Below are 12,417 nucleotides of genomic sequence, written 5' to 3'. Positions count from 1 at the left end.
CGCACCGCCGGCCGGAGGTTTGACACCCATTCGACCGGCGGCCTATACGAAGGGCAATGAACCGGCTCAAGCTCTGGCTCTTCGCGCTCGTCGTCGTCGCGGCCGCGGGCGTGGCGGTGTACCTCCACACCCGCACGCTCCGGGAGGATGCGCTCGAGGCCGTGGACGCCCGGCTCGCGGCCGCTGCGGAGCAGATCGTGGCCGCGAAGAACGGCCTCGCGCACGACGCCGCGGCCGCCGCAGCGCTCGTGGCGCGCGATCCGTCGCTGGCGCCCGCGTTCGCGGGGGCCGAGCCCCTCGCGGCCGCCGGCCGCGGGCGCCGCGCGCGCGTCGCCCCGGAGACGTCGGTGGACCCCGCCGCCGAGGACACGGCGGCGGAGCGCGCGGGCCGTGCGGCGCTCGCCGCGGCGGAGCGCGCGCTCGGCTTCCGCCTGCCGGATGGCACCCTGGTCCTGACCGCCACGCGCGAGACGCTCGAGCGTCGCGAGACGGCGGCCGGCGGCGCCGCTCCGCTCCTCCGCGCCGCGGTGGAGGGCGCGTCGCCGCGCGGCTACGTCCGCGTGGGCGGCGACGTCCGGTACGCGGCCGCGGCACCGGTCGGCGAGGGCCGCGGGCTGGTCGTGCTCGCGCCCGTCGACGCCGCCTTCGCGCGCGGCATCGCCGCGGCGGTGGACGTGGCGGTGCTGGTGTCCGCGCCGGACGCGAAGCCGGTCTTCACGGGGAGCGTCCCGGTCGCGGATCGGCCCGCCCTCGTCGAGGCGGCCAAAGTCTCCGGCGTGACCGCGAGCGCGGGTCGGCTGGGCCCGGTGGACCTCGGGACCGCGTCCGTGAAGCTCCCCAGGGCGCCGCTCCTCGGCGGCGCCGCCCCCGCGTTCCGCGTCCACGCGGTCGCGCTCGAGGGCGTGAAGGGCGCGGTGGTGATCGCCGCCGCTCCGACCGCTCCGGGCCTCGCGCCGATCGCCGTGCTGCAGTGGCAGGCCATCGCGGGGCTCGCCGTGGCGCTCGTGCTCGCCGCGCTCTTCGGCCTGCTGGTGCGGGCCGCCGAGCCCGCGCCGATGCTGCCCGAGCCGCTCGTCTCCGCCGCCACGCGCATCGCCAAGGGCGAGTTCGCCGCGCGCGTCCCGGAGCTCGCCGGACAGCTCGGGACGGTGGCCGCCGCGCTCAACCGCGCCGCGGAGGCGGCCTCCGCCGCGCCCGCCGCGCCGGCGCCGCCCGCGGAGGACATGTTCGCGCGCGCCGCGCGTCCCGCGGAGGCGGACCCCTCCGCGTTCGAGTTCCCGCCGCGGCCGGCGGCTGGCGCGGCCGCGACCGCGGAGGGCGCCGCCGGGGACGCCGTGCTGCCGGCGCCGCCCGCGCCGGAGCCGGAGCGGCCGGCGGTGATCGTCCCGCCGCCGCCCGCCGCCCAGGAGCCGGTCGCGGCGCCCGCCGAGCTGCTGCAGGCGGCGGCCCAGGCCGTCCCGCCCGACGCGGCGGACGACGACGAGCAGGCCCACTGGCGCCAGGTCTTCTCCGACTTCCTGCGGACCCGCGGCGAATGCGGCGAGGCCTCCGGCGGACTCACCTTCGAGCGCTTCGCGCAGAAGCTGGCCTCGAACAAGTCGGCCCTCGTCGCGAAGTACGGGTGCCGGACGGTTCGCTTCCAGGTGTACGTGAAGGAAGGCAAGGCGGCCCTCAAGGCTACCCCCGTCCGCTGAACGGCCGATCGCGATCGGCGACGAAGGGGCTACAGGCTCCGGGCTGCAGGCTCCGGGACCCCGGCGCTTATTTCCCCTGAAGTCCGAAGCCTCTCGCCTGAAGCCCCCAAAATCGCAGGACACGGCCTGTCGTTCAGGACACCGCCGGCAAGGTCAGCGTGAACGTCGCGCCCTCGCCTGGCGCCGACCGGAGCTCCAGCGTGCCGCCGTGCTCCTCGGCGATCCGCTGCGCGATGGCGAGGCCGAGCCCGGTGCCGCCCTCCTTCGTGGTGAAGTAGGGCTCGAAGACGCGCGGCCGGTCCTCCGGGCGCACTCCCGGGCCGGTGTCGGACACCGAGAACGCCACCGCGCTTCCCTCGCCGCGCGCCGCGACGCGCAGGGTGCCGCCGCCGGGCATCGCGTCGAGCGCGTTCCGCACGAGGTTGAGCAGCACCTGCACCACCTGGTCGCGATCGGCCAGCACCGCGGGGAGCCCCGCCTCGACCTCGCGCGCGACGACCACGCCGGCCGGCGCCGATGGGAAGAGCGCGAGCACCGACTGGACGAGCTCGTCGGGCGCGACCGGGGTGCGCTCGGGCGCGGGCAGCCGGGCGAAGCGGCTGAACTCGTCGACGATGCGCTTCAGCCGGCGGACCTCCTCGCCGATGGCGCGCGTCCCCTCGTCGAAGATCTCCCCGAAGTCCGGCCGCGCGCGGGCGTGCGCGTCGCGCAGCGTCTCGACGCTCATGGCGATGGGGGTGAGCGGGTTCTTGATCTCGTGGGCGAGCCGTCGCGCCACCTCGCGCCAGGCGGCGACGCGCTCCGCCTGCGCGAGACGGGCGCGGCTCGCCGCGAGGTCGGCGGTCATCGCGTTGAACGCGCGCACGAGCTCCGCCACCTCGCCCGTGGCGCGCGCCTCGACCCGGGCGCCGAGGTCGCCCGCGGCGACCCGCAGCGCGGCGGCGCGCAGCGCCTCGACGGGCCGCGTGACGCGCGAGGCGAGGAAGGCCCCCACCGCGGCCGCGGCGAGCACGCCCGCGACGAGCGCGGCGAGGAACGTCGCGACGACGACGAGCCGCGCGCGCGCCAGCCCGGCGGAGGCGAGCCGGACCTCGACCGTCGCGACGGGCGCGTCCGGCGGGCCGAGCGCGAGGGATCGGACCGGCGTCCCGAGCGCCCCGAGGCGCGCCGAGAGCCGGTCGGCGAGGTCGGGTGCGCCGCCGGAGGCGGGGCTCCCCGGCGCGGCGGCGTCCGCGAGGAGCGCGCCGTCGGGCGCGCGGATGGCGATGGCGCCGCCCGTGAGCGCGGCGAGGCGCGCGGCCCGCTCGGGCCCGAGCGCGAGCCCCCCCGCGACGCGGAGCGGGTCTCCCGGGACGGGCGCCCAGGCCACCAGCGCGAGCACGGGCTCCACGCCGTCGGGCCCGGCCCGCATCACCCGGTGCGGCGCCGCGCGCGAGGGGGGCGTCGCGAGCAGGGCGGCGACCTCGGCGTCCACGTCGCCGGCGCGGCCGGGCAGGTGCCCCGAGGAGACGACGCGTCCGTCCGGCTCGGCCACCGCGAGCACGTCGAGGCCCCGCGCTTCCATCCACTCGCGCGCGCGCGGCGCGGCGTCGGCGGGCGCGAGCGCGCCCGTCCCGAGCTCCCGCGCGAGCGCCTCCGCGTCCGCCGAGCGCGCCAGCTCGTCGACGGCCGTCCCGGCCTCGCGGGCGAGGCGGGCGAGCTCGCCGTCCAGGGCGCGGGCGGCGCCGTCGAGGCGCGCCGCGTGCTCGGTGGAGAGGGCGCCGGAGAGGGCGTGCGACACCGGCCACAGCGCGGCGGCGAGCGGCACGGCCGCGAACAGCGCGAAGGCGAGGGCGAGGCGGGTGCGGAGCATCATGGCGCGCTCGCCGCCCCGCCGGGGCGCCACAGCGCGGCGGGATCGACGAGCCCCTCTGGACCCGGCGCGATCCCCTGGAGCCGCGGCGAGACGGACGCGCGCGGCGCGGTGGCGACGAGCGGGACGAGATCGAGCTCGCGCCCGAGCCGCTCGGCCGCTGCAGCCGCGGCGTCCCCCCCGAGCCCGGCGAGCGCCTTCATCGCGCGCCGCGCCGCGGCGGCGCCACGCGTCGCGTAGGCGAGCTGTCCCGCCGCGAGCGCGGGGCGCGTCCCGAGCACGTGCACCTCGACGAGCGCGAGCTCGTAGTCGCCCGCGGCGAGGCGCGCGGCGAAGCGCTCCCGCTCCACCGCCTCGACGGCGGCGGAGACGCCCCGGTCGAAGAGCGTCACCTGGAGGCGGTCGGCGATCGCGCGCGGATCGGCGCCGTCGCGGCGGACGAGGATCCGCACGCGGACCGGGGCCGCGCCGCCGTCGCGCGGCGCGAGCGGCGACGCCGCGGCTGGATGGGAGGCTCCTGCGAGGAGGGCGGGCGGCACCAGCGTGTCGAGCGGCACCGCCGCCCCGCGCACGAACCGGCGGGCGAGGGCGGCCCGGTCGAGCGACGCGAGCGCCTGGCGGACGCGGGCTCCGGCGCCGGAGGCGAGGCCCGCGCCGAGGGCGGCTACCACGACTCGAACGGCGGGCAGGGCGGGGCCCGCCGTCCCCCCGGCGGACTCGGGGCGGAGCACGAGGTCCACCTGCCCCTGGGCGAGGAGCCGCGCGGCGGCGCGGCCGTCCGCGGCGCGGAGCGCGAGCGCGTCGAGGAACGGCCGGCCGGTGGGGGCGTTGGCGTTCGCGCGCAGCAGCAGCGGCGCGCCGCTGCGGGGCGCGGCGCCCTCGAAGGGACCGGCGCGCGGGACGGCCAGGGGGAGCGCGGCGAGGAGCTCCGGCAGCTCCGGCAGGGGGAACGCCAGCGCGAGCTCCACCTCGCTGCCGGAGAGGACGCGCAGGCCCGCGGGCGCCGCGGCGCGGCCCGCGAGCACCTCGTCGGCGCCGGCGATGGGGAGGGCGGCCCATGCGTGCGGCGAGAAGGGAGAGAGGAGTCGCGAGACCACCGCGGCCAGCTCCGCGGCGCCCACCGGCGATCCCGCGGCCGTCGCGATCCCTTCGCGCAGCCGCAGCCGCCAGGTACGTCCGCCGTCCTCGGAGCTGGGGATCTCCGCGAGGACCGCCGGAGCGAGCCGGCCCTGGGGATCGCGCTCCAGCAGCGGCGCGCTCGTGGCGCGCGCGAGGACCAGGTCGGCCGGGTCCTCCGCGCGCGCGGGATCGCCGGTCCGCGCCTCGCCCGGGAGCGCGATCGTCGCGGTGCCACCGGGCGCCGGGCGGAGGCCGGCGAGCGCGAGCGCCGGCGCGAGCGCGAGCGCCGGCGCGAGCGCGAGCGCGACCGCGGCGTGGAGCCGGATGGCGCGCCTCATCGTCCCTCCCGCGGATCGGCGGTGACGAGGAGCAGCTCCGTGGCGAGCCCTTCCGCGCCCTTCACGAGCGTCGCCAGCACGGCGTCGTCCACGCCATCCCCGGTCAGGTCACCTCCCGCGCCGGCCAGGATCAGCCCGTCGATCGGACTCGACTCGAGGAGCGGCGCCGCGCCGGGGCGTGCGGGGAGCACGCGGACGCGGTCGGGCGGGACCACCACCGGCGCCGACGCGACGACCTCGGCGAGGCCGTCTCCGTCGAGATCGGCGAGCGCGAACCCGGTGCCGATGGAGGCGAGGGCGGTGGGGGTCGAGCCGCGGCCCCGCTCCGCGGCCGAGGCCGCGCCGCCCCGGTCGTGGGCGTCCGTCCGGCCCGGGGGCGCCGCCGAGACGTCTGCTGGTTGCAGATCCGCCCCGAGCAGCTCGAGGCGCAGGTCCGTGCCGAGCGCCGCGAACGCGACGGGGCCGCCGCGCGGCGCGGCGGCGAGGGAATAGAGGAGCCGCGCGGAGCGCGCGCGGGGGAGGGACCCGGCCGACAGGGCGAGCGCGTCGAGGAGGACGCCGGTGGCGGGGGCGAACGCGCCGAAGACCGGGCCGGCCTCCCCCGCGCAGAGCGGCGCCGCGCCGAGCGCCGCGGTCCGCTCGAGCGCGCCGTCGTGGAGCGCGAGCACCTCGGGCGAGCCGCCCGCGTAGGCGACGCCGATGCGTCCGGGTCCGAAGGCGCCGATCGCGATCGTCGCGGCGGGATCGCGCATCGGAGCGCGCGCGGCGGGGTCGACCGGCAGCCGCGCGACGGGAGCGCCGCTCGGAGAGAGGAGCACCACCGCGTCGGGCAGCGCGGCCGCGATCGCCGGCCCGCCCCCGGCGACCGGCTCGCCCACGGCCAGGGCCAGGACGCGGCCGGGAATGCGCGCGAGCGGGCGCACCGTCGCGAACGGAGCGCCGGGAGGCCTCCCCTCGCGGGCGAGGACCAGGGCCTCCGCGTCCGCCGGGGCGCGAGCGGACGCGAGCCGGGGCGGGACGGCGCGCGCGCCGGGACGGCGCTGGAGGAAGAACGAAGACCAGGTCGGGATCACCTCGGCGACGAGCGCGAGCTCGTGTCGCCCCGGGACGAGGCCGCCCTGGACGCGCACGAGCCAGTCCTGCCCGCCGGCGCGCGCCGCGCCCTCGGCGTCGGCCGTCCCGCGGATGGGCGTCACCGCGTAGCCCGCGCCGGCCAGCGCGCGCTCGAGCGCGGCCTCGAGCGGGCGCGCGAGGGCGGGAGCGCGGGTCTCGACGGCCAGGGCGAGCGCGCGCCGCGCCTCGGTGGGCGGGCCGATCTCGGCCGCCAGGGCCTCCGCCGCGGCGGAGAGCGCGGTCGCCGCGGCCGCGGGGAGGGCGGCGAGCAGGACGAGCGCGGCGGCGGCGAGGCGCATCGCCGTCAGCACGACCACGAAAATCAGCGATCGTCCATGAAGAAGTTGGCGGGCGCCGCGCCCCCGTCCCCCTGCGCCGATTCGGCCGGGGCCGTGCCCTGGAGGAACGCGAGGAGCGGGGCCTCGGCGCCCTCGCTCGCGAGCAGCCCCGTCGCCGGATCGATGCGCGCGAGCTCGATCCCCGGCACGGCTCCGAACTCGGACACGGGCCGTCCTCCGACGGCCGCCTGCATGAACGCGAGCCACGCGGGCAGCGCCGCGCCTCCTCCGGTCTCGCGCGGCCCGAGCGGCGTGTGATCGTCGAACCCGATCCATACGCCCGCGACGAGCTCCGGCGTGAACCCGACGAACCAGGCGTCGCGGTGCTCCTGCGCCGTCCCCGTCTTCGCCGCGACGGGGCGCCCGAGCGCGCGCGCGCCCGCGCCCGTCCCACCCTCCACCACCGACCGCATCATCCCCTGGAGCACGAACGCGACGTCGGGCCGCGTCCCCTCCGCCGGGACCGTGAAGTCGGGGGGCGGCGACCCGGGGGCGGGCTGCTCGTCGGCGGCCTCGGTCCCGTCGGCGAACGCCGCCGGCTCGAGCTCCGCCGCGGGCGCCGCCGGCGGCGGGATCGGCGCGTGCTCCTCGAGGACGTTGCCGTGCCGGTCGCGCACGCGCAGGACGATCGTCGGCTCGGCGAAGAAGCCGCGCGCGGCGATCGAGGCGTAGGCGTTCACGACCTCGATCGGGAACACCTCGCCGGTGCCCAGCGCGAGCGTGAGGTTCCGCGGCAGCTCCGAGCGGAGCCCCATCCGGCGCCCGAAGTCGATCACCGCGTCGACGCCGAGCGAATCCACCAGCTTCACGGACACCGTGTTCTTCGACTGGGCGAGGGCGGTGGAGAGGAGCATCGGCCCGTCGAACGAGTCCTTCTCGAAGTTGCGCGGCTTCCACTCCTTGCCCGTCCAGGGATCGCGGTAGAGGTCGGGCGTGTCGTAGACGATGGTGCCGGGGGTGAAGCGCCGCGACTCGATCGCCGCGCCCCACACGAACGGCTTCATCGCGCTGCCGGGCTGGCGGCGCGCCTGCGTGGCGCGGTTGAACTGCGACGTGCGGAAGTCGTAGCCCCCGACGAGCGCGCGCACGCCGCGGGTGACCGGATCGATGGCGACGAGCGCGCCCTGCACCTTCGGCGTCTGCTCGAGGGCGAGCGCGAGGGGCTTGCCCTCGCGCGCCGCGCGCTGCGGGGGGAGCTTCGCGGGCAGGACGCGCACCGGGACCACGTCGCCCACGCGCACCACCGCGCTCAGCTTGCGCGGCGTGGCGGTGGCCGAGGTCGGGTTCCACTTGCGCGCCCACTGCGCCTCCGAGAGGGCGATGGTCCCGCGCGCGCCGCCGAGATCCACGGTGGCGCTCCGGTCGTCCACGGCCGTCACGAGCCCCGCGTACACCTCGCCGGTCTCGAGCGGCCGCGCGCGCACCCTCCGCGCCACGTCCCTCTCCTGCTCGCCGCCGGGCTCGAGCTCCTCCGCGTTCACGGACGCGAGATCCCACACGTGGACCTGGTCGGGCCGGGCGCGCACGCCGGCCAGCCGCTCGCGCCAGAGCGGCATGGCCGCGTCCACCTGCGGCTGCTCCAGGTGGACGATCGGCCCGCGGTACCCCTGGCGCTTGTCCACCGCGCGGAGCGCCGCCTCGAGGGCCTTCTCGGCGGCGCGCTGCATCCCCGCGTCCATCGCCACGTCGACCTGGAGGCCCTCCGTCTCGACCGCCTCCGCGCCGTACCTCTCGTCGAGCACCCTGCGGACGGCGTCGGCGTACCACGCGCCCGGCGGATCTGCCTCCTGCCGCCGCACGACGATGGGCCGCGCCACCTCCGCGGCGGCCTGCTGCGGAGTGATGAACCCCTCCTCCTCCATCCGGCGCAGCACGTAGCGCTGCCGCTCCTTCGCGCGGTCGGGGTGGTTCATCGGCGAGAGCCGCATCGGCGACTGCACGATCCCGGCGAGGGTCGCCGCCTCGCCCAGCGAGAGCTGCCGCACGCTCTTCCCGAAGTAGAAGCGGCTCGCCTCCTCGACGCCGTAGCGGAGGTGACCGAGGTAGATCTGGTTCAGGTAGAGGTAGAGGATCTCGTCCTTCGTCAGGTTCTCCTCGAGCCGCGGCGCGAGGACGAGCTCCTTCACCTTGCGCTTCACCTTCCAGTCGGACGCGAGCAGGAACGTCTTCACGACCTGCTGCGTGATCGTCGAGCCGCCGCAGGCGACCCCGCCGCGCAGCACCCCCTTCACCGCGCAGCGGGCGATGGCGAGGTAGTTCACGCCCTCGTGCTCGTAGAAGCCGGCGTCCTCGGCGGCGAGGACCGCCTTGCGGACGATGGGCGGGATCTCCTCGAGCGGCACCACCGTGCGCCGCTCGCGCGCGAACTGGAACACCTCCTCGCCGTCGGCGCCGAACACGCGCGTGGAGACGAGCGGCTGGTAGTCCTTGAGCGTGTCGAACGCCGGCAGCTCCCAGGTCCACGCGAACAGGAGGCCCCCGCCGAGCAGCGCGAGGACGAGGGCGGTGACGCCGCCGTAGCGCAGCAGGCGGCGGGCGCGGGGGGAGAGGCGACGCACGCGATCGGGCTCCGGTGGCGCCCGGTCGCCTGCCTGGGAGGCGGGCGGGGGGGCGCCGTCTGGGGTGGAAGTCTGCACGGCGGAGGGCCGAACGATAGCGCCGGGTCCGTCGAGGGGCAAAGCCGGCCGCGGGCGGTGGGGCATCGGGCCGCCGACACAGCAGCCCGCGTGCCATGCCGGGAACAGGCGGGCGGGCGGGGCATTCCGGCCCGGCGTGGCAAGGGGGACACGGACGGGTGTGGGGGAGGGGACACGCTCCGCGACGGAGACGACGCCGCTACCGAGCCTGCCGAAGGGCCAGCGGAGCGCCGGCCCTGCGTCACTGGGAGTCGCCGCCCCGCCTCACTCCGAGCGCACGCATCTTCTTGTACAGGTGGCTCCGCTCGAGGCCCAGATCGCGCGCGGTCTCCGAGACGTTGTCGTCGTGCGCGTCCAGGGCGCCGAGGATGATCTCGCGCTCCGCCTCCTCCACGAGATCGTGGAACGAGGCGCCGGCGCGGAAGCGATCGGGGCGGGGGCGGCGCGCGCCGGGCAGCACCGCGGCCACGTCCTGGGCGGAGATCTCCGGGCCGTCGCAGAGGATCGCGAGCCGCTCGACGAGGTTCCGCAGCTCGCGGACGTTGCCGGGCCACTCGTGCCCCTGCAGCGCCGCGAGCGCCTCGCGCGGGAGGCGCATCGGCCGCCGGCCGTTCCGGTCGCACGCCTCCGCGAGGAAGCGCGTCGCGAGCTCGGGGATGTCCTCCTTCCGCTCGCGCAGCGGCGGCGCGTGCACGGGGACGACGCTCAGCCGGTAGAACAGATCCTCGCGGAAGCGGCCCGCCTGGACCTCCGCCGCGAGGTCCTTGTTCGTCGCGGCCACGACGCGCACGTCCACCTTCAGCGTGTGCGCCCCGCCCACCCGCTCGAACTCTCCCTCCTGGAGCACGCGCAGGACCTTGGCCTGCATCGCGGCGGGCATGTCCCCCACCTCGTCGAGGAAGAGCGTGCCGCCGTCGGCGAGCTCGAACTTGCCGCGCCGCGCGGCGACGGCCCCCGTGAACGCCCCCCGCTCGTGGCCGAAGAGCTCGCTCTCGATGAGCTCGGCCGGCACGGCGGCGCAGTTCAGCTTCACGAAGGGGCCGGCCTTGCGCCGCGAGCTCTCGTGGATGGCGCGGGCGACGAGCTCCTTGCCGGTCCCGTTCTCTCCCGTGACGAGCACGCGGCCCTCCGACGGGGCCGCCCGGCGGATGAGCTCGAACAGGCGCTGCATCGCGGGTCCGCTGCCCACCATCTCGGCCGGGCCCGCCGCCCGGCGGAGCTCCGCGTTCTCCTCCCGCAGGGTGCGCAGCGCGAGCGCGTTCTTCACCGCGACGAGCAGCTTGTCCTTCTCGGTGATCGGCTTCTCGAGGTAATCGAAGGCGCCCAGCTTGAAGGCGCTGCGCACCGTCTCGAGCGAGCCGTGGCCCGACATGATCACGACCGGGAGATCGGGGCGCGTCTCGCGCGCGCGCCTCAGCACCTCGAGCCCGTCGAGATCCGGCATGCGCACGTCCATCACGACGGCGTCCACCGGGAGGGCGGCAATCTTGTCGAGCGCCTCGCGTCCGCCGCTCGCAGCTTCGACCACATACCCCTCCATCGAAAGGGCGCGCGAGAGCGTCAGCTGTATGTTCTTCTCGTCGTCCACGACGAGGATCGTGGCTGCCATTGGGGCGATGTTAATGCGCCGCGGCGGAAAAGCTTTGACATCGGTCCCGGATCGAGTTTCATGGCCCGGGTCCCCCCCACCTCATCGATATCGAACGGAAGCTCTCGGAGGTCACATGCGACGCGTTCTCTTTCTTTCACTCTGTGTCACTGGCGTCCTCGCGTTCGGAGCCTGCAAGCCGAAGGTGAAGCCCGGGGAGTGCAAGTCCAGCGCGGACTGCGAGAAGCAGGAGGGCTACGGCAAGGTCTGCGTGGAGGGCCGCTGCCAGGAGTGCGCCGCGGACACGGACTGCAAGGACGGCTTCGTGTGCCGTGACAGCCGGTGCGAGCCGAAGCCGCAGTGCACCTCCGACGAGCAGTGCCCCCCGGGCCAGTCCTGCCAGAACGAGCAGTGCGTGGCGCGCGAGGCCGGCACCTGCGCCTCGGATCGCGACTGCGGCCCCGATGAGCAGTGCCAGGACGGCCGCTGCGCCGCGCGCGCGCCGCAGGCCTCGAGCGAGTGCGCCGACGCCGGCGCCTTCACCGTCCGCTTCGGCTTCGACCAGGCGAACCTCACGGCCGACTCGCAGGGCACGCTGCAGAAGCTCGCCGACTGCCTGAAGGCGACCCCGGCGAAGCGCGTCGTGGCGCAGGGCTACGCGGACGAGCGCGGCACGGCGCAGTACAACGTCGCGCTCGGCAACCGCCGCGCCGAGTCCGCCCGCAAGTACCTCGAGGACCTCGGCGTCGGTGGCAAGACCGAGACGGTGAGCTTCGGCGAGGAGAACGCGCTGTGCAGCGAGGCGACCGAGTCCTGCTGGGAGCAGAACCGGCGCGTCGAGTTCCAGGTGGAGCGGTAGCAGTGACGATTCTCCGCCGCGCGGCGCCGCTCGGGCTCGCGCTCCTCGCCGGCTGCTGGGTGCCCCTGGAGAAGGGGCGCCAGATGGAGGCTCGCCTCCAGCAGCTCGAGGTGCAGAACGCCGAGCAGCGGCGGCGCCTAGACGAGCAGCGTGAGCTCGTCCGCGAGCGGGTGGCGAAGGTCGACCAGAAGATCGTCGAGGTGCAGGCGAAGATCGACGAGCTGAACCGCGCCGCTCGCCGCAGCGGCGCGGACCTCGGCGTCTCTCTCCAGCGCCTGCAGGACGACTTCGCCAAGTTCAAGGGCGACGTCGAGGTCGAGCAGCACCGGCTCGGGCAGATCGAGAAGAACGTCGACACGCTGCGCACCGAGACCGAGGGGCGCTTCGCCGCGTTGCGCGGCGCGGGGGCCCTCGAGGCGTTCGAGGCGAAGCAGCGGCTGGCCACGCTCCAGCGCCCGGACGACAAGGCGGCCTTCTTCTCGCTCGCGAAGAGCGAGGACGAGGCCGGCAACAAGGGGGTCGCGCGCGAGCTGTACGAGGAGTACGTCCGCCGGTGGCCGGCGGACCCGCGCGCGTCGGACGCGGGCTACCGCGCCGGCGAGCTGCTCTTCGATCAGAAGCGCTTCCGGGAGGCGCTCCTCGCGTACGGCAAGGTCGCCGAGGAGTTCCCGAAGTCCGCCCGCGCGCCGGACGCCATGCTGGGCGCGGCCGACGCGATGGTGAAGCTCGAGATGAAGACGGAGGCGAAGGCGGTCCTCGAGCAGCTGCTCGAGCGGTACCCGCGCTCCGACGCCGCGAAGACCGCGAAGGAGCGGCTCGCCGCGCTGACGCCGCCGAGCGCGAAGAAGAAGCCCCCCGCGCCACGTCGCAGCCGGTAGGG

8 protein-coding genes are annotated in these 12,417 nt (G+C 76.7%); 3 read left to right on the top strand and 5 right to left on the bottom strand.

From position 1 onward, the window contains the following. The first annotated feature begins 56 nt into the window (after window positions 1-56). The gene (locus ANAE109_RS17490; protein WP_012098213.1) at window positions 57-1,694 is read left to right on the top strand and encodes an MXAN_5187 family protein; all 1,638 of its coding nucleotides are present in this window, start codon (window positions 57-59) and stop codon (window positions 1,692-1,694) included. 133 nt (window positions 1,695-1,827) lie between these two features. Here the strand turns inward: ANAE109_RS17490 and ANAE109_RS17485 are convergent, their stop codons facing one another. The 5 genes from ANAE109_RS17485 to ANAE109_RS17465 form a co-directional block, all read right to left on the bottom strand. Then, window positions 1,828-3,549, bottom strand: coding sequence for a HAMP domain-containing sensor histidine kinase (locus tag ANAE109_RS17485; RefSeq protein WP_012098212.1), 1,722 nt, complete (start codon window positions 3,547-3,549; stop codon window positions 1,828-1,830). Further along, window positions 3,546-5,003, bottom strand: coding sequence for an ABC transporter substrate-binding protein (locus tag ANAE109_RS17480; RefSeq protein WP_012098211.1), 1,458 nt, complete (start codon window positions 5,001-5,003; stop codon window positions 3,546-3,548). Before ANAE109_RS17480 ends, ANAE109_RS17485 begins: the two co-directional genes overlap by 4 nt. Then, window positions 5,000-6,433: a VCBS repeat-containing protein gene (locus ANAE109_RS17475; RefSeq protein ID WP_234945173.1), complete on the bottom strand. Its 1,434-nt coding sequence runs from the start codon at window positions 6,431-6,433 to the stop codon at window positions 5,000-5,002. The genes ANAE109_RS17480 and ANAE109_RS17475 overlap by 4 nt, the downstream gene beginning before the upstream one ends. 5 nt (window positions 6,434-6,438) lie before the next feature. Continuing rightward, window positions 6,439-9,012 (bottom strand): penicillin-binding protein 1A, encoded by a 2,574-nt coding sequence (locus ANAE109_RS17470; RefSeq protein ID WP_012098209.1) that lies wholly within the window; start codon window positions 9,010-9,012, stop codon window positions 6,439-6,441. Between the two features lie 319 nt (window positions 9,013-9,331). Continuing rightward, entirely contained in the window at window positions 9,332-10,699 is a 1,368-nt protein-coding gene (locus ANAE109_RS17465) for a sigma-54 dependent transcriptional regulator (protein ID WP_012098208.1), read from the bottom strand. 115 nt (window positions 10,700-10,814) lie between these two features. Here ANAE109_RS17465 and ANAE109_RS17460 point away from each other — a divergent pair, with 115 nt between their 5' ends. After that, complete coding sequence (locus ANAE109_RS17460; protein ID WP_041448473.1) at window positions 10,815-11,537, top strand: OmpA family protein; 723 nt, start codon at window positions 10,815-10,817, stop codon at window positions 11,535-11,537. Between the two features lie 2 nt (window positions 11,538-11,539). Beyond that, on the top strand, window positions 11,540-12,415 hold the full coding sequence (locus ANAE109_RS17455; protein ID WP_012098206.1) for a tetratricopeptide repeat protein: 876 nt from the start codon (window positions 11,540-11,542) through the stop codon (window positions 12,413-12,415). The last annotated feature ends 2 nt before the right edge of the window (window positions 12,416-12,417 follow it).

The sequence above is a fragment of the Anaeromyxobacter sp. Fw109-5 genome, assembly GCF_000017505.1.
Taxonomy (GTDB): Bacteria; Myxococcota; Myxococcia; order Myxococcales; family Anaeromyxobacteraceae; genus Anaeromyxobacter.
Note: the sequence above shows the minus strand (reverse complement) of the source record. Positions and strands in the feature narration are given on the sequence as shown.